Here is a 17352-nt window from a genome sequence, read left to right on the forward strand (position 1 = left end):
GCCGTGCCGGGTGGCGTGTGTGGCGCTTGCGGGGCCTTGGCGGGGTGAGTGTCGGTTGTCGCCGGCGGTGAGTGCGAATGTGTTGATGGATTTGGAGGGTTCTGAGCCGTTCTTGCTGGTTCCCGATCCTGAGCGTGCGGGTTGTGAGGAGATGCTGGTGCGGGCTCTGGGGGGTTCGGGTTTTGTGATCGGCCCGGTGGTCGAGGTCGCTGAGGCGGGGTTGTCGTTGCGGTTGGCCCGTCAGACTCTGGCTTTGTGCCGGCGGGGGATCATCGCCTGTGATCCGCCGGTGCGTAGCGCCGATCACTTGCCTACTTTGCTGATGTTCAGTGATGAGGGTCTGCTGGATTTGATGAGCCGTGGTGTGTATGCGCCGTTGGCTCGGTTGATTCCGACCCGGCGTCAGCGTCTGACCGAGACGCTTTTGGCCTATCTCGACAACGGGAGTGTCCCGGAGATCGCTACTCGTCTGCGGATCCATCCGCAGACCGCCCGTTATCGGCTGGGCAGGCTCCAGGATCTCTACGGTGACCGGCTTCAGGATCCTGACTGGTGTTTCCACATGCATCTGGTGCTCCGCGCCCGAGCCCTCCTCGACCGCGAGACCACCACCCCCGGCCCGGCACCCTCACCACCACCCCCACCAGCCACGAACCACCGGGGCCCGCCACGAGAGAAATGAGTGACCCCCAGCACGCGTAGGCCCGCCGGTGAGCAGCGGCGGGCACAGCGCCCGCCCCAAGGCGCACCCGCCATAGAGCAAGACTCCGGCCGCTCCGGCCAAGCGTGGTCGGCTCCAAGCCCAGCAGCAATTCGCCCAGCCACCCTCCATGGTGCCGACAGGAGAAGTCTCGTGACGCTGCTCCCTCGTCCTCTTCTGGCGGCTGCCGTCGCGGTCGTCCTGGCTTTCGCTCTCACTTCGTGCTCGGTCCTGGGCGGCTCGTTGTCGGCTCCGGCGAGCTACCGCGTCACGGCCTACTTCGCCAAGGCCGTGTCGTTCTACCCCGGCTCCCGGGTCCAGGTCATGGGCGTCAACGTAGGCAAGGTCGACTCCGTCACCCGATGAACGGACAGGTCCGCGTCATCGCCTCCATCGACAACAACGTGCCGCTGCCCGCCACCGCGACCGCCGCCATCGTGCCCCTGAGCCTGATCGGCGAACGCACCCTGACCTTCACCCCCGCCTGGCAGCCCGGCACGCCCAAACTCACCGACGGCACCGTCCTGCACCAGGACAGAACCCAAATCCCCGTCGAGGTCAACGACGCCCTCAAATCCTTCGGCACACTCCTCGACAGCTTCGACCCTGCCAAAGCCGACAAAGTCCTCGCCAACACCGCCACCACCATCGACGGCAACGGACCCGCCTTCAACCAGGCCTTCCAACAAGCCGGACAGCTCATCACCAACCTCGCCGGCCAAGACCAGCAACTCCTCAAAGTCGCCGACAACCTCAACCAGATCGCCGGCGTCGTCCGCGGCCGGGAGAAGACCCTGGCCTCCCTGGTCGACAACTTCGCCCAAACCTCCAAGCTGCTCTCCGACGAACGCAAGAGCATCCAGACCCTGGTCCAGGCCATCGCCGACCTCGCCAAACGCGGAAACGTCCTCATCAAGGCCTACCAGACGACCCTGCCCGGCGACCTGACGCGCACCGCCCAGATCGCCTTGATGGTCAAAGGCAACGCCGTCAGCGTCGGCCAGTTCCTCCAATCGATCAAGGGCCTCGGCTTCCAGTTCGTCAACGCCTTCGACACCAAAACCAAAACGATCACCACCCGGGTCGTACTCGACAACTTCGTGCGCGCCTACCTGACCGCACTCCTCAAAGAATCCACACCCAGCACGACGGTGCCCTGCCCGCTCCCGCCCCCCTACTCCAACTGCAAGTAGCTCATCCGCGGAGACCGAAAGGACGACGATGGGAAGCCCCCCACCACGGCACGGCGGGCGATCTTCACCGACCGTCGGTCCTGGACCGGACCCCTGACCGCCGGATTCGCCGGCATCACCATCGCCGCGGTGCTGCAACTCCTGCCGGGCAGCGGCCCCTGGGCCACACCGCCGGCTCACGCGGACGCGCTGCAACCCGACCGGATCACGGTCACCACGGGCGGCTCGCTTGGGCACCACCTGTGCACACTCGGTCCGGACCTGACGATGACCTTGGTCGCGGGTGGTGGTGAACCGGGTTGGCGGTGCCGGCCGGGGTTGCGATGCTCAGAGGATGTGGACGTTCAGAGAACTCGCGCAGGACTTGCGGGCCGGCCGGACTTCGGCGACGGAGGTCGTGGGCGAGTCGCTGGAGCGGCTCACCCGGCTGCGGCCGGAGATAGGCGGGGTGGCCGCGGTCGAGCCTGAGCGGAGCCTGAGCGAAGCGGCAGCGGGGGACCGGCGACTGCGGACCGGTGACGGCGGGCCGCTGGAGGGGATTCCGTTCGCCGTCAAGGACTGGATCGACGTGGCGGGCTGGCCGGTCACCGGAGCCACCGGTGGCCACCCGGGCCTCCCCGGACGCCGGCCCGCCCGGGACGCCACCGCGGTCGCCCGAATGCGTGCCGCGGGCGCGATCGTCGTCGCCATCAGCACGGCGATGGCCGACAGCGCGGGGCACGGCCCGACCCGCAACCCGCATGATCCCTCCCGGGCACCTGGAGGGTCGTCCTCGGGCGCCGCCGCGCTGGTCGCGGCCGGGGCCGTACCGCTGGCGCTGGGCAGTGACTCGGGCGGCAGCATACGGCTGCCCGCCACCTGGTGCGGAGTGGCGGGGCTGAAACCGACGTTCGGGCGGGTGCCGCTGACCGGTCACTATCCGCGGTGCGGTGCGCTCGAAGACGGCCGTACCGTGATCGGGCCGCTGGCACCGGCCGTGCCGGATCTCGCCGCGGTCCTGAAGGTGATCGCCGGTCCTGACGGGATGGATGCGGGAGCGGTCCCGGTACCGCTGGCCGACCCGGACACGATCGAGATACCGGGCCTTCGCGTGGGCGTCATGGCAGGAGCCGGCGACGATGAACCGACACTCCGCGCGGTCAACGCGCTCGCCGAAGTGGGGGCCACCGTCGTCGACGGCGACCTGCCGGACGTACGCGAGGAGGCACTAGAGCTGACCCGCCGTCACTGGGGGCGGGCCGCCCTGACCGGAGCGGAGCACGCGAGGCTGCTGTGGGACTGGGACCGATTCCGGCGGCGCCTGCTGATCGCCACCACCGGGACCGACCTTCTGGTCACCCCGGCCACCCGGGGTCCCGCACCCCCATGGCGGGAGTCCACCGAAAGCGACTATCACTGGACGCTGCCGTGGAGCCTCACCGGCGCCCCGGTCGTCGTCGTCCCGGTCGGTACCCAGGACGGCCTGCCGGTCGGCGTCCAGGTCGTCGCCCGCCCTTGGCAGGACCACGTCGCCCTCGCCGCCGGCCGGCACATTCAGGCGGCTCTTTCTCCCGGCCACGACCGCGCCCACCCCGCCCCGCGGACCCGACCTTCGGGGATGTCCGGATCCGGATGGTGCCCACAGGAGTGGAAACCTGGCGTGTCGGAGGGCGTGCCCCGGAACTCAGTGCGGGATGCCGGCGATCAGGTCACCGGCGCCCTTGCGCAGGAGGTCCCCGGCCACCCGAGCGCCGAGCTCGGCGGCCTGGCCGGCCGGCGCACGTTCATGGCTGCGTACGAACCGGCCGCCGTCACCGCTGAAGACCATCCCCAGCAGCGACAGCGTGCCGTCCGGCTCCACGCTGGCGTGCCCGGCGATCGGGCTGTTGCAGTGCCCCTGTAACCCGCGCAGCATCGTGCGCTCGGCCGTCACCTGAACCCGGGTCTGGGCGTGGTCCAGCATCCGCACCAGCGCCACGGTCCCCGGGTCGGATTCCCGGCACTGGATCGCGATCACTCCGGCGCCGACCGCCGGAACCATGTCCCGCATCGGCAGCACCTCGCTGACCCGGTGCTCCATCCCGATCCGGCGCAACCCCGCCCGAGCCAGGACCAGAGCGTCGAACGCGCCCTCGTCCAGCCGGGCGAGCCGGGAGTTGACGTTGCCCCGGAACCGGTGCACGGACAGGTCCGGCCGCCGCCGCCCGAGCTGGGCTTTGCGCCGCACCGACGAGCTGCCGATCCGCGCTCCGGCGGGCAGGTCCGCCAGGCACGCGTAGGGGGAGGTCACCGGCAGCACCAGCGCGTCATGGGTGTCCTCGCGCTCCAGGTACGCGGCGAACACCAGGCCCGCCGGCGGCGGCACGTCACCGGGCACGTCCTTGAGGCAGTGCACCGCGACATCGACCTGCTCCGTGACCAGGGCTCTGTCGATCTCCTTCATGAACGCGCCCTTGCCGCCGAGCTCCGCAAGATCGCCCTGCCACCTGTCGCCGGAGGTCTCGATCCCCACGACCTCCACCTCGGCCCCGGCGCCGAGCCCCTCCAGCAGGTGACGCACCTGATGGGCCTGCGCCAACGCCATCGGGGAACGACGCGAGCCCAACCGGATACGACGGCCCCCGCGCATCCGACCAACATAGGGCCCCGGCGCCGACACCGTTCTCCGCCTCGTCGAAGAGGGCGACGAAGTTCGCCGAAGATCTTGGCAGGGGTATCGCGGACTGAATACGGTTCAGCTCGAAGTGCCGCCCCCCAGGACAGGAGCCGTCATGAGCCGGGACGTTGCCAAGATCTTCGCCGATATCGATACCCTCGACCCCGAGAAGTTCGTCGCCCACCTCACACCCGACGTGGTGTTCCGCTTCGGCAACGCCGACGCCCAGGTCGGGCACGAGGCCGTCAGGGAGGCCGTGGCCGGGTTCTTCTCCACGATCGCCGGGATCACCCACCACATCCAGAGGTCCTGGGACGTCGGCGACGTGACGATCGTGCAGATCGACGTCGAGTACCTCCGGCAGGACGGCAAGTCCGTGACGGTGCCCAACGCCGACATCCTCACCTACGACGGTGACCTGGTGCGCGACTGGCAGATCTACATCGACATCGCCCCGGTCTACGCCGACGCCTGACCGAGCCGTGCACGACCAGATCCTCGGCGGGACCGGCCTCAACCCATCAGGAGCGACCTCATGATCTATGTCTCGCACCAGCTCCCCGTCAACGCCGAGGGCGAACCATGGCTCGACAGGGCCGCCGTCTGGAACGGACTGGTGCTCAAGGCCGACAACGCGCTGCCGTTCGTACCGAGCATGACCTTCTGCGAGGTCGTCGCACGGCATGGGGACGACGTCTTCGACCGCGACATCGAGTTCCGCGGTCAGCGCTTCACCGAACGCGTCACATTGGAGGAGCCGCATCGGGTCGTGTTCACCCGTATCGCGGGACCGGTGCTCGGCACCATCGCCAACGAGATCGAGGAGGACGCCGACGGCCTGCGTCTCCGGTTCAGCTTCGCCCTCGTCGTCTCCGGTGCCGAGGGCGGTTCGGCCGCAGAGCGAGAGTACGCGGATTCGATGACCGGCGACTATCTCAAGGCCGTCAGCGCCACCCTCGGTGCGATGCGGCAGCTCGCCATCGAGAATCAGGAGGTCTCCTCCTGAGCGGCGACTCGCAGGACGGGCGGCGGCCGGGCGCGTGAACGCATGGCCGCCGGGCCGGTGTCCCGCCGCGGTCGGGACGGGTCAGGCGAAGGGCGGCGGCCCGTTGCCGGCCAGCGAGACGACGTCGGACCAGCCGGCCGAATCGCCGAGCGTGACCTGCGCTTCGCGGCCGTCCGGAAGCCGCAGCGTCCGGTCGTCCAGGTCGGTGGCGACGAAGCCGGCGATGGTCGCGGTCCCGGACCACTCGCGCTGCTTGCTGCGCAGGTCGACGTGCACGTCGACCTCGGCTCCATCGCTGCTGATCAGGGTGGCCGGCCCCCGGTAGCGGCTCACGCTCGGGTCGTCTCGTCATGACTGGCGTGGTGTGTGTTCATGAAACGTACAGTAACGGTGAGGCGGGACATTTCTCGCGGCCGGGCCCAAGAGGCCGGGCACCAGGCCGGCCGGCACCGGGTGAGATCGCGGTGCTTCACCATGATTTACCTGAGCGTGCGTCACCAAGGAGACTGCGGTGATGACCGAGTACACGTCGGCGCGCTGGCGGTGCGGCGCGGCCATTGGCATCGTTTTCGCCGAGTCCCTTGATTGACACCCGGAATCAGCGTATGGCCGTCAGGTGTCCACCATCCTCATGTGTCTAGCGAATCAGATATATCAGGACCAGGGCCAATGCGATGGCCAGCAAAATCAGAACGCAGACGAGAATCCAGCAACCGCGTTTTTCGCTTTCGGTATCGGGGCCACCGCGGGCGGGGCCGTAACCACCGGTGGGGGGATATCCCCCGTACGGGCCGTACTGGTTGTGCCAGGTGGGTCTCGCCATCTGCGGCCAGGGCGGCAGCTCCGGCTCATCGGGGTCGGCCCCCTGGGTCTCGTCGGGTGGTCCGCTGCCGTCCATCTCTACTTCGCCCCCCACTGGCTCCACAGCGGAATGCTCAAGGCGACCAGCTCGACGACGAGGAACAGCAACCCCGCCGTGAACAGCCAGTGCATCAGGGTGAGTTTGCGATCATTCCGATCCACCCACCGATCGAAGTCGTCAGCCAGGTTGCGCCGAAGACCATTCAGATCATAACCGGCGTCCACCGCCTCGAGCAGCTTCGAAGCGCGGACATAGAAGTGCCATCGCCACCACGGCGCACAGATGATCAATGAGCAGGCCAGTACGGCGAGAACCGCCACCAGGGCCAGTACGGACGCCCAGCTGAAATCGCGGGCCTTCAATATCGGCGACCCCACGAACGAGCTGATCAGTGCCGCCGCGGCCGTGAGAGTGGTCGCCCGGGAACGTACGTTGTCGAGCCTTGCCTGCTGCTGAGTGAGCGCACGCAGCGCCTCATCAAAGACGATCTTTAGCCGTTCGTCCGGAGGACTGTCCACCTTTCCAATCTACGCAATGGGACAACGGCTCGGTGATCTCAATGGACTTTCTGGGCCTCGACAGGACTTATCCCTGGTGCTTGAGTGGAATTCGGTCCCGCCACGGATGCGGCCCGGCGAAGTGCCCGCCCTTGGCAGGGAACGCTGGGAGGCCACGTGGTGAAGCGAGCCGGCCGCGGCGCGATGGCGCTGATGATCCTTGCGGCCGGATTGAGCGGCTGCTCGAGCGGGGGCGGCGGCACACCGACGCTCAACTGGTACATCAATCCGGACAGCGGCGGGCAGAACAGGCTGGCCGCCTCGTGCACCCAGGCGGCGGGCGGGAAGTACCGCATCAAGACCTCGGTGCTGCCCAACGACGCGAGTCAGCAGCGCGAGCAGCTCGTCCGCCGGCTGGCCGCCAAGGACTCGTCGATGGATGTGATGAGCCTGGATCCGCCGTTCGTGGCCGAGGCCGCCAACGCCGGTTTCCTGCGGCCGTTCGCCGACAGCGAGGTGGGCCGGTTCACCGAGGGGGTGATGGCCCCGGCGGTGGAGAACGCCAAGTGGAAGGGCAAGCTCTACGCCGCCCCGTTCTGGGCCAACACCCAGCTCCTGTGGTACCGCAAGTCCGTGGCGCAGAAGGCCGGTGTCGACCCCTCGTCGCCCGGCTTCACCTGGGACAAGATGATCGACGCCGCGCTCAAGACCGGCACCACCATCGGCGAGCAGGGCAAGAAGTACGAGGGCTACATGGTGTGGATCAACGCCCTCATCGCGTCCTCCGGCGGGGACATCATCAGCGCTCCGGAGCGGGGCGCCGACGCGGCCGTCGACATCAACGGCCCGGCCGGACGGCAGGCCGCGACGATCATCGCCAGGCTGGCCCGCTCGCGGGCGGCGAGCCCCACCCTGTCCACCGACACCGAGGAGGAGGCGCGGTCGCTGTTCAACACGTCCCGCGGCGGGTTCATGCTCAACTGGGGCTACATCTGGCGGGCCGAGAACGACGATGCCAAGGCGGGGGTGATCCCCCGGAATATCCCGGCCGACATGGGATGGGCGCGGTACCCGGCGGTGGTCGCGGGGCAGCCCAGCAAGCCGCCGTTCGGCGGGATCGAGCTGGCCATCGGAGCGTACGGGAAGCACAAGGACGACCTCGCCGTCGAAGCGGTCCAGTGCATCACCTCGGCCGGCAACCAGAAGAAGTACATGCTCGACTCGGGCAACCCGGCGGCCAGAGCCTCGGTCTACGACGATCCCGAGGTGGTCCAGCAGTTCCCGATGGCCGCCCTGATCCGTGACTCGATCAACGCCGCCCGGCCCCGGCCGATCACTCCCTACTACTCGGACGTGTCGGGTTCGGTGCAGAACATCTGGCACCCGCCCGCGTCGGTGAACCCGGCCTCCACACCGGCCTCCACCGCCCGCTTCATTCCCCAGGTCCTGCACGACAAGGTGCTGCTGTGAGGTGCTCATGACCGTCAGCGTGGAGACCGCCCGGCCGGCCGTCGTCACCCCCCGGCCCGAGCTCACCGATCGCCGGCGGGCGGAGCGACGGCTCGGGCTGATCCTGTCCGCCCCGGCGGTCCTGGTCATGCTGGTGGTGACCGCGTACCCGCTGTTCAACGCGCTCTACCTGTCGCTGTTCAGCTACCGCCTGACCGCCCCGGGTGAGCGGGAGTTCGTGGGGCTCCGCAACTACGTGACGGTGCTCTCCGACGGCCTGTTCTGGCAGGACGTCGTGACCACGTTCCTGATCACCGCGATCACGGTGGCCGTGGAGGTCGTGATCGGGTTCGGCTTCGCGATGGTGATGCACCGGGCCGTCTTCGGCCGGCGCACCGTGCGCACCGCGATCCTGATCCCGTACGGCATCGTGACGGTGATCTCGGCCTTCGCCTGGCGGTACGCCTTCGACCTGCAGTCCGGGTTCGTCAACCCGTGGTTCGGGCTCGGCGACTACGCCTGGTTCTCCGGCCGCTGGTCCTCGATCTCCGTCATCATCCTGTCGGAGGTGTGGAAGACCACTCCCTTCGTCTCGCTGCTGCTGCTCGCCGGGCTGGCCCAGGTGCCGCGCGACCTGGAGGAGGCGGCCACCGTGGACGGCGCCACGGCCTGGCAGCGGCTCTGGCGGGTCACCATCCCCAACATGAAGGCGGCCATCCTGGTCGCCGTGCTCTTCCGGACCCTGGACGCCTGGCGGATCTTCGACAACGTCTTCGTGATGACGGTCGGCCAGCAGAAGACCGAGACGCTGTCGTTCCTCACCTACCGGCAGACCATCACCCGCACCGCGATCGGGCTGGGTGACGCGGTCGGGGTGCTGCTGTTCCTGTCCGTGGTGCTGATCGCGATCGTGTTCATCCGGGGGTTCAGGGTGGACCTCTCGCAGGTGAGAGGAGACCGCTGATGGAAGGGGCCCGGTCGCGGTGGCTGTGGATCGCCGGTTCGCTGCTCATCCTGGTCTGGTCCGTTTTCCCCATCCTGTGGATAGTCTCGCTGTCCTTCAAGGAGCCGGGGGAGATCGGCAACCAGCACTCGTTCCTGCCCAAGAACTGGACCACCGACAACTACGAGACGGTGTTCAAGACCGACCTGTTCACCTCGGCGCTGCGCAACTCGATCCTGATCTCGCTCATCGCCACGTTCGTCGGGGTGGTCTTCGCGACCCTGGTGGCGTACGCGATCGCCCGGCTGGACTTCCCCGGCAAGAAGCTCATCCTGTCGTTCGCGCTGGCCATCGCGATGTTCCCGGTGGTGTCGCTGGTCGGCCCGCTGTTCGACATGTGGCGCAACATCGGGCTGTACGACACCTATCCCGGGCTGATCATCCCGTACATCTCCTTCGCGCTGCCGCTGGCGATCTGGACGCTGTCGGCGTTCTTCCGGGAGATCCCCTGGGAGATGGAGCAGGCCGCCCAGGTGGACGGCGCCACCACCTGGCAGGCGTTCCGGAAGGTGATCGTGCCGCTGGCCGCGCCGGGGGTGTTCACCGCGGCGATCCTCACCTTCTTCTTCTGCTGGAACGACTTCGTCTTCGGCATCTCGCTCACCTCGACCGGCCGGGCCCGTCCGGTGCCCGCGGCGCTGGCGTTCTTCACCGGTGAGTCGCAGTTCCAGCAGCCCGCCACAGCGATCTGTGCCGCGTCCGTGGTGGTCACCATCCCCGTGGTCGTCATCGTCCTGCTGTTCCAGCGCCGCATCGTCGCGGGGCTGACATCCGGCGCCGTCAAGGGTTAGGGAGTGTCATGGCCGCCATCTCCATGAAGAACATCGTGAAGCAGTACGGCGACGGCTTCGCGGCGGTGAACGACGTGACCCTGGACGTCGCGGACGGTGAGTTCATGATCCTCGTCGGGCCGTCCGGCTGCGGCAAGTCCACCCTGCTCCGGATGATCGTCGGGCTGGAGGACATCACCTCCGGTGAAATGGTCATCGGTGACAAGGTGGTCAACAAGATCGCACCACGCGCTCGCAACCTGTCGATGGTCTTCCAGAACTACGCGCTGTACCCGCACCTCACGGTGTTCGAGAACATCGCGTTCCCGCTGCGGCTGGCCAAGCAGCCCGACGACGAGGTACGCCGCCGGGTCACCGAGACCGCCGAGCTGCTGGAGCTGACCGAGCACCTGGAGCGCAAGCCCGCCAACCTCTCCGGCGGCCAGCGGCAGCGGGTGGCGATGGGCCGGGCGATCGTACGGGAGGCCAACGCGTTCCTGTTCGACGAGCCGCTGTCCAACCTCGACGCCAAACTGCGCGGCCAGATGCGCACGGAGATCGCCCGGTTGCAGCGCCGGCTGGGCGTCACGACGGTCTACGTCACGCACGACCAGACCGAGGCGATGACGCTCGGCGACCGGGTGGCCGTCCTGCGCAAGGGCCTGCTGCAGCAGGTAGGGTCGCCGCGCGAGCTGTACGACGAGCCGGTGAACCTCTTCGTGGCCGGCTTCATCGGCTCACCGTCGATGAACTTCCTCCCGGCCACCGTCGACGGCGGGATCCTCGACACGCCACTCGGCCGCCTGGAGCTGCGCGACGAGCGCAAGTCGGCCGCGGTCGAGGACGGGCAGCTGGTGCTGGCCGGCATCCGGCCGGAGGCGTTCGAGGACGCCGCGCTGGTGGGCGAGGACAAGCGCGCGCGTGGTGCGGTGATCCGCGCCCATGTGGACGTCACCGAGTGGCTGGGCAACGAGCTGTACGCTTACGTGCCGTACGAGGCACCCGACGAGGTGCGGCGGCAACTGCGCGACCTGTCCCGGGAGCTGGACAGCGACCAGCTGCGCACCCAGGCCGTGGTCGCCCTCGACGCCGCCAGCCGGATCATCGAGGGGCAGGAGGCGGACCTGTGGATCGACACCTCGCGGATCCACCTCTTCGACCCGGCCACCGGTGAGAACCTCACCCGCGACGAGGAGCACGTCGCCGAGCTCGGCCGGCGGGCCGCCACCCTCAAGGAGGAGCAGCGGCGCGCCCGGCAGTCAGAGTGAGGGAACCGCGCTTCGCCGCCGCGGTCGGGACGGCCCAGCCCACCCGACGCATGGCAACAGGCGTGATCATGCAATCAATCGACGATTGATTGCATGATCACGCCTGTTGGGGGGCGGAGGGGTTCGTCGCCGGTCAGGCGGTCACGGGCCGGTCCGTGGTACCCGTTGCGTCCTCGCCCGCCTGGGGGTCGGTCTGGGCGTCGGGCGAGTCGGTGGCCGGGGCTTTCACCGGGGCGGACACCGGGATCTGGCGGAGGTAGACGGTCGCGGCGACGGCGGTCACGAGCAGGACGACGGCGCCGGTCAGTCCGGTGAGGTTCATCCCCTGGGTGAAGGCCTGCCGGGCGGTCTCCAGCAGTGCCGCGCCGGCCTGCCCCGGCAGCTGTGCGGCGACCGCGGCGGCGCTGCCCAGCGTGTCCTGTGCCGCCTGCTGGGCCTGCGGGGAGAGCCCGGCCGGCGCCACCCCGGCCATCTGGTGGTGGTAGACGGCGGTGCCGACACTGCCCAGCAGCGCGAAGCCGAGGGCGCCGCCGAGCTCGCTGCCGGTCTCGGAGACGGCCGAGGCCGCACCGGCCCGCTCCGGCGGCGCGGCGGTGAGGATCATGTCCGCGGTCAGGGTGGTGGCGACCAGCATCCCGGCGCCCAGCAGCCCGGCCCCGGTCAGCACAACGATCAGTGACTGGTGGACGTGCACCTGGGTCATCACGGTGAGCCCGGCGGCGGAGATCAGCAGACCGGTGCCGATGACGTACGCCGGACGCACCTTCTTGGCGACGATGCCCGTCACCGCCATCGCGATCGTGATCACCGGCATCACCGACAGGGACCACAGGGACGCGGTGAAGGGGCTCATGCCCTGCACCACCTGGAGGCACTGCATGGTGTACAGGCTGAAACCGAGCAGGGCGAAGCTGGTCACCATGTTCACGCTCACCGCGGTGCTGAAGGTGCGGTGACGGAACAGCCGCAGGTCGATCAGCGGGTCGGGCAGGGTCTGCTGACGGCGGACGAACACCACGCCCATCGCCAGGCCGGCCACGATGGCCACCACCGAGAGGACGTCGAACCCGTCGACGGCGAGCTGCTTGATCCCATAGATGATCGGCAGAACCGTGGCCAGCGACAGCCCGGCGGAGAGCAGATCGAACCGGCCCGGCTTGGGGTCCCGGTACTCGGGCAGCAGGATCGGCCCGAGGACGAGCAGCAGCACCATGGCCGGCAGATTGATCAGGAACACCGAGCCCCACCAGAAGTGGTCCAGCAGGAACCCGCCCACGATCGGGCCCACGGTGATGCCCCCGGTCATGGCACCGGTCCACACCGCGATGGCCGTCTTGCGCTGGCCGTTGTCGTGGAACATGTTGCGGATGAGCGCCAGCGTGGAGGGCATGAGGGTCGCCCCCGCCAACCCCAGGACGGCCCGGGTGAGGATCAGCATCTCCGCGCCGGAGGAGTACGCCGCGCACACCGACGCGACTCCGAACGCCGCAGCGCCGAACATCAGCAGCCTGCGGCGGCCGATGCGGTCTCCGAGGGCCCCCATCGTGACCAGCATCCCGGCCAGGACGAATCCGTACATGTCCATGATCCAGAGCATCTGGGTGCCGGAGGGGGAGAGGTCCGCGCTCAGGAACGGCAGCGCGAACAGCAGCACGCTCATGTCCATGGAGATGAGCAGGCAGGGCAGCACGAGGACGGCGAGGCCGATCCACTCTTTACGGGTGGCTTTTGCTTCTGTGTTGTTCATGCTCGGAGCATCGAGGAGGGCGCTGACCGTCCACGCACCATCCGCTGACCGTCCTGCTCAGCCCCGGGAACAATGTCCCGGCGGGACCGCGCGGCCGGCCGCTGATCGTCGGGTCGCCATTCCCGGCGGGGAATTGCCGGTGTCCAAGGGCGGGCCGCACGATACGTCGCATGGACGACGAGATCCGCCTCGGTGCGCTGGTGCCGATCGGGAAGGCCCAATGGGGCGAAGGTACGGATCCGCGCGAGCTCATCGACTTCGGGGTACGGGCCGAGAGCCTCGGTTACGACTCCCTGTGGGTCAACGACTCGCTGGTGAGCCCGCGGATCGAGGCGCTGACCATGCTGGCCGCGCTGGCGCCGGTGACCGAGCGGGTCACGCTCGGTACGGCGGCGCTGCTTCCGGTGCTGCGGCGGCCGGTGCAGGCCGCGCAGGCCCTGGCCTCGATCGACCTGCTGTCCGGCGGGCGGCTGGTCGTGGCCGTGGGGGCAGGTTTCCCGGGGCGCTTCGGCAGGCCGCTGCACGACCTGTCGGAGGTGCCGTGGAGCGGGCGGTTCGCCCGGCTCGATGAGACCGTCGAGCTGTGGCGCCGGCTGTGGAGCAGCCAGGGCCCGACGTCCTTCCACGGCCGGATCTACCATTTCGACGAGATTCCGGAGCCGACGACGCCGTACCGGACCGGTGGCCCGCCGCTCTGGCTCGGCGGCGCCACCCCGGCGGCACTGGCCCGTACCGGCCGCCACTACGACGGGTGGCTGCCGTACCCGCCGGACCCGGCCGGCTACCTGGCCGGTCTGGCCGAGGTGCGCAAGGCGGCCGCGGACGCCGGTCGTGCCCCGGAGGAGATCACACCGGCGCTGTTCCTGTCCGTACTGATCGCAGACAGCGTGGAGGACGGCCGCCGGGCCCTGGCGGACTTCAGCCGGGCCACCTACGGGCTTTCGCTGGAGGAGCTGGAGACCATCCAGGCGGTGATCACCGGGCCCCGGGAGCACGTGGCCTCGCAACTGCGCCGGTACGTCGCCGCCGGAGCCCGCCATCTCGTCTGCCGGCTCGGGACGACCGACCTGAGGTCGCAGCGTGAACAGCTCGAGCGGATCGCCGAACTCGGCCCGCTCCTCGGCCGGGCGGGGGACGGCCGTGCCGTCAGTTCGCCGTCACCAGCTCCACGAACTCCGCCAGGGAGATGAGGCCGTCCTGGTTGGTGTCGGCCTTGGCGAAGATCTCCGCGAGCTGCTGTTCCGAGATCGGGTCGCCGAGGCGCTTCCACAGATGCTGGAGCTCCGCCGGCGTGATCATCCCGTCGTGGTCCAGATCGACCACGGTGAATGCTTCCTCAGCCTCTGACTTCGTGAACCCTGCGGACACCGGTGCCTGCCTCTCCTGGATGGTCGGACTAGGCAAAGGTAGCGTCATGAGACCCGGCCGAGGGCACTGCCGGCCGGGGTCGCCCATCCCCGTCCCGGGCTCAGCTGGACTCCGGGCGCCGGGATTCGGCCAGCATGCGGCCGGTGTACTCGCTGATCCGCTGGAGGCTCTCCCGGTCGCGTTCGGTCAGCAGCAGCGGGCCGGTCCCGCCTCCTCGCCCGACGCTGTTCAGCAGCCGGAGCTCGAACTCCACGACGGCGGGCACGGAATTGCGCACCTCGCGGCGGAACCCCGCGCCGAGTTCCGTACCGAACTCTCCCGCCGAGAGCAGATCGGCGAGCCGACGGCACCACTCGTCGGCCGTCCTCTGGTCGGCGCCGGCCCGCACGAGCGCGGGACGGACCCTGCCGACGACGCGGCGGGCGACCTCCACGGACCAGGCGATGTCGGCGCGGGCGAGATAGCCGTAGACGGTGTGGTGGTCATGGCCGCGGCGAAATCCGTTGACGACGTAGAGGGTCAGATATTCGACGAGCCGATCCGCGGGACCGGAGAAACCCGAATCGGAGGGGAGCCGGTGGCCGGTGCCGCTCAGATCCGCTATCTGCCGGAGCCGTTCGGTGACGTGCCCGGCGGAGGCGGGCCGGAGCGAGGCCTCCTTCGCCAGGAGTTCCACCACCAGTTCGTCGAGTTCCTCCGGGGTGTCGGGCCGCAGCGACCTCGGCCCCTCCGGAACGGTGGTGAGGTGGTGGTACATGTGCTCGGCGACGCTCACATCCGACGGGAAGGGAGGGCGTCCGGTGAGCAGGACGTAGAGCACGCATCCCAGCGCGTAAAGGTCGGTGCGCCCGTCGACGGTGCCCCCGTTGAACTGCTCGGGAGCCATGTACGCGGGCGTTCCGAGCAGCCCGTGCGTCAGTCCGGCGGTCGATTCGGCGAGCCGCGCGATCCCGAAATCGCAGATCTTCACCGTGCCGTCGCGCAGCCGGACGAGATTGGCGGGCTTGATGTCGCGGTGCACCACCCCCCGCGAATGCGCGGCGGCCAGCCCGTCGGACACCTGCACGGCGAGTGCGAGGGTCTCGTCGATGGGCAGGCCGAGCGGCTCCCGGTCCACCACCTTGCGGAGGTCCTCGCCGTCCAGCAATTCCATGATCAGGAAAAGGAGGTCCGGCCCGGCGCCGGCCCGGTGCTCGTCCATGTCGTAGAGCGCCGTGATGGTCGGGTGCTGGAACGCCGCGGTGATCTCGGCCTCGCGGCGGAACCGTACCGCTCCGGCGGGATCGGAGTCCGCCTGCAGGGGCAGCAGCTTGACGGCCACCGGCCGCCGCAGGCGCAGATCGGTGCCTCGCCACACCTCGCCCATTCCGCCGCGGCCCAGTTTCTCGGTGAGCCGATAACGGCCCGCAAGCTCCAGCCCGTCGTACACGAATACCTCCACGCCCGGCGTCATCAACACCTTGCGCGTCAATCCACCGGAAAGCCACCCCGGGTGGCCGGGAAGATCGCGTACCGGCCTTTCACCGGGAGCCCTTCGGCTCAGCGGGGGCCACATGCTGGTACCCCGATCCGCGTTTGAGGCGTACCACCGGGTGCGTGGTGATCGGGGTCGTCCGTCAGGGGTTGCTGACCGCCTTGAAAGTGGTCTGGGGGATCTTCGCAGCCGGTTCTTTGGCCTTGCCGGGGTCGTTGCTGTCATAGGCCTCGATGACCTGTGCGGGAATACGGCCGCGGTCGTTGACGGTGATGCCGTGCTGCTTGGCCCACGCCCGGATGTCCGATGACCGCTCCCGGCTATTGACCGTGCGGGGAGCGCCGGTCTTGCGTCCGGGCTTGGCGGTACCGGCCTTGCGCGCCTTCTCCACATACCGGGAAAAGTTCGTGCGGAGCTTGCTCGCGTTGGCTTTGCTGAGGTCGATCTCGTAGGTGACGCCGTCGATCGAGAACGACACCGTCTCGTCCGCGGGCTTCCCGTCGATGTCGTCGATGAGTTCGACGACCGTTCTTTGCGCCATGGGTTTCTCTCCTGGTACTGGTTATCGGTTAGTCGCGAGGCCTGGCGTCCGGGTGGGCCGCTATGAACTTCTCGTAGACCTCGTCGGCGATCTTGCCGCGTGCGCTGACCTCCACGCCTTCCTGGCTCGCCCAGGCGCGGACGTCGGTGTTCGTGTATCCCTGCAGGCGAGGACCTGTGTCAGTGGCGCTCTTGCGGGCACGGCCGGCCTGTTTGACCTCGGCGGCCTTCTCCAGATAGGGGGCCAGCGCGTCCAGCAACTCCTGCAGCTTCGTGAAGTTCCCGTCACCGAGGTCGATGGTGAATCTGGTGTCGCCGACCTCGAACTCGCGCTTCGCCACGTCCTGTCCGTCGTAGCCATCGATGTCATCGACAGTGATGACCTTCGTCGCCACTATTACCCCTCCGTGTTTCCCATTGGCAAGAGTGAGGGCCCGGCCGGAACTAATTTTCGGCACTCCGACTGATCCTCAATCTTATTCTGCTCGGGCATTCGTCTGGAACATTCTTTGTAGAGTCAAAAAAGTTATGACACTAATCTACAACTGCTGTGGACGGCCACTCGCGGGGTCGCCCGCAGGACCGTTTCGTCGTCGACGACGGCCACGCCCGGCTCGTGTGCCCCCACACTCGCGAGCGGTCCGGCGGAATTCCCCGGCCGGCGGAGACGGACGTCCGGCGGCCTCCGTGAGCGACTGTGCTCGATTATGGCCCATACGCGCAGGTGACAGTCAATCCTGATGGCCGGTCCTGCAGCTTATCTGTCAGCGCTCGCCGCTCGGCGGAGATCCGGTAACGGGTCCGGCGCGTTGTCGCTCACGGTCGGTAACGTTACTGACC

19 protein-coding genes and 1 pseudogene are annotated in these 17352 nt (G+C 68.6%); 11 read left to right on the top strand and 9 right to left on the bottom strand.

Features of this window, described 5'->3' with window-relative positions:
• The 4 genes and pseudogenes from ACRYCC_RS43435 to ACRYCC_RS43450 form a co-directional block, all read left to right on the top strand.
• Positions 1–682, top strand: a 682-nt coding sequence (locus ACRYCC_RS43435; protein ID WP_433820085.1) for a PucR family transcriptional regulator, incomplete at its 5' end; no start/stop codon positions are given.
• A gap of 171 nt (positions 683–853) precedes the next feature.
• Positions 854–1066 (top strand): MlaD family protein, encoded by a 213-nt coding sequence (locus ACRYCC_RS43440; protein ID WP_433820086.1) that lies wholly within the window; start codon positions 854–856, stop codon positions 1064–1066.
• On the top strand, positions 1063–1893 hold the full coding sequence (locus ACRYCC_RS43445) for an MCE family protein (protein WP_433820087.1): 831 nt from the start codon (positions 1063–1065) through the stop codon (positions 1891–1893). Before ACRYCC_RS43440 ends, ACRYCC_RS43445 begins: the two co-directional genes overlap by 4 nt.
• 334 nt (positions 1894–2227) lie before the next feature.
• A pseudogene (locus ACRYCC_RS43450) lies at positions 2228–3388 on the top strand (amidase); the annotation flags it as partial.
• 168 nt (positions 3389–3556) lie between these two features.
• Here the strand turns inward: ACRYCC_RS43450 and hemC are convergent.
• Complete coding sequence (hemC, locus tag ACRYCC_RS43455; protein WP_433820089.1) at positions 3557–4501, bottom strand: hydroxymethylbilane synthase; 945 nt, start codon at positions 4499–4501, stop codon at positions 3557–3559.
• A 142-nt stretch (positions 4502–4643) separates the two neighbouring features.
• Between hemC and ACRYCC_RS43460 the strand changes: the two genes are divergently transcribed.
• Positions 4644–5003: a nuclear transport factor 2 family protein gene (locus ACRYCC_RS43460; RefSeq protein ID WP_433820090.1), complete on the top strand. Its 360-nt coding sequence runs from the start codon at positions 4644–4646 to the stop codon at positions 5001–5003.
• 60 nt (positions 5004–5063) lie between these two features.
• Positions 5064–5534 carry an SRPBCC family protein gene (locus ACRYCC_RS43465; protein ID WP_433820091.1) on the top strand — a complete coding sequence of 157 codons (471 nt, stop codon included), beginning with the start codon at positions 5064–5066 and terminating at the stop codon, positions 5532–5534.
• A gap of 81 nt (positions 5535–5615) precedes the next feature.
• Here ACRYCC_RS43465 and ACRYCC_RS43470 read toward each other — a convergent pair whose 3' ends face one another.
• From ACRYCC_RS43470 to ACRYCC_RS43480, 3 genes are all read right to left on the bottom strand, one after another.
• A complete protein-coding gene (locus ACRYCC_RS43470) occupies positions 5616–5867 on the bottom strand; it encodes a DUF4873 domain-containing protein (RefSeq protein WP_433820093.1) in 252 nt (83 codons plus the stop codon).
• 304 nt (positions 5868–6171) lie between these two features.
• The gene (locus ACRYCC_RS43475; protein WP_433820095.1) at positions 6172–6432 is read right to left on the bottom strand and encodes a hypothetical protein; all 261 of its coding nucleotides are present in this window, start codon (positions 6430–6432) and stop codon (positions 6172–6174) included.
• Between the two features lie 2 nt (positions 6433–6434).
• Positions 6435–6914, bottom strand: a complete 480-nt coding sequence (locus ACRYCC_RS43480; protein WP_433820096.1) for a hypothetical protein — start codon at positions 6912–6914, stop codon at positions 6435–6437.
• Positions 6915–7070: 156 nt separating this feature from the next.
• Here ACRYCC_RS43480 and ACRYCC_RS43485 point away from each other — a divergent pair, with 156 nt between their 5' ends.
• From ACRYCC_RS43485 to ACRYCC_RS43500, 4 genes are read left to right on the top strand one after another with little or no spacing between them, the layout of a single operon-like run.
• Positions 7071–8363, top strand: coding sequence for an extracellular solute-binding protein (locus tag ACRYCC_RS43485; protein WP_433820097.1), 1293 nt, complete (start codon positions 7071–7073; stop codon positions 8361–8363).
• A gap of 7 nt (positions 8364–8370) precedes the next feature.
• Positions 8371–9306: a carbohydrate ABC transporter permease gene (locus tag ACRYCC_RS43490; protein ID WP_433820098.1), complete on the top strand. Its 936-nt coding sequence runs from the start codon at positions 8371–8373 to the stop codon at positions 9304–9306.
• Positions 9306–10136: a carbohydrate ABC transporter permease gene (locus ACRYCC_RS43495; protein WP_433820099.1), complete on the top strand. Its 831-nt coding sequence runs from the start codon at positions 9306–9308 to the stop codon at positions 10134–10136. The genes ACRYCC_RS43490 and ACRYCC_RS43495 overlap by 1 nt, the downstream gene beginning before the upstream one ends.
• An 8-nt stretch (positions 10137–10144) precedes the next feature.
• Positions 10145–11383, top strand: a complete 1239-nt coding sequence (locus ACRYCC_RS43500; protein WP_433820100.1) for an ABC transporter ATP-binding protein — start codon at positions 10145–10147, stop codon at positions 11381–11383.
• A gap of 133 nt (positions 11384–11516) precedes the next feature.
• Here the strand turns inward: ACRYCC_RS43500 and ACRYCC_RS43505 are convergent, their stop codons facing one another.
• On the bottom strand, positions 11517–13130 hold the full coding sequence (locus ACRYCC_RS43505) for an MFS transporter (protein WP_433820101.1): 1614 nt from the start codon (positions 13128–13130) through the stop codon (positions 11517–11519).
• 170 nt (positions 13131–13300) lie between these two features.
• On the opposite strand from ACRYCC_RS43505, the gene ACRYCC_RS43510 reads away from it, so the two are divergent.
• Entirely contained in the window at positions 13301–14320 is a 1020-nt protein-coding gene (locus ACRYCC_RS43510; protein ID WP_433820102.1) for an LLM class flavin-dependent oxidoreductase, read from the top strand.
• Here ACRYCC_RS43510 and ACRYCC_RS43515 read toward each other — a convergent pair.
• From ACRYCC_RS43515 to ACRYCC_RS43530, 4 genes are all read right to left on the bottom strand, one after another.
• The gene (locus ACRYCC_RS43515; protein ID WP_433820103.1) at positions 14277–14585 is read right to left on the bottom strand and encodes an EF-hand domain-containing protein; all 309 of its coding nucleotides are present in this window, start codon (positions 14583–14585) and stop codon (positions 14277–14279) included. The two genes, ACRYCC_RS43510 and ACRYCC_RS43515, sit on opposite strands and share 44 nt — an antisense overlap.
• 13 nt (positions 14586–14598) lie before the next feature.
• Positions 14599–15939 carry a serine/threonine-protein kinase gene (locus ACRYCC_RS43520; protein ID WP_433820104.1) on the bottom strand — a complete coding sequence of 447 codons (1341 nt, stop codon included), beginning with the start codon at positions 15937–15939 and terminating at the stop codon, positions 14599–14601.
• Between the two features lie 175 nt (positions 15940–16114).
• Positions 16115–16513: a histone-like nucleoid-structuring protein Lsr2 gene (locus ACRYCC_RS43525; protein ID WP_433820105.1), complete on the bottom strand. Its 399-nt coding sequence runs from the start codon at positions 16511–16513 to the stop codon at positions 16115–16117.
• Between the two features lie 28 nt (positions 16514–16541).
• On the bottom strand, positions 16542–16907 hold the full coding sequence (locus ACRYCC_RS43530; protein WP_433820106.1) for an Lsr2 dimerization domain-containing protein: 366 nt from the start codon (positions 16905–16907) through the stop codon (positions 16542–16544).
• Between the last annotated feature and the right edge of the window lie 445 nt (positions 16908–17352).

The organism is Actinomadura scrupuli (assembly GCF_050971785.1).
GTDB classification, from domain to species: domain Bacteria; phylum Actinomycetota; class Actinomycetes; order Streptosporangiales; family Streptosporangiaceae; genus Actinomadura_E; species Actinomadura_E scrupuli.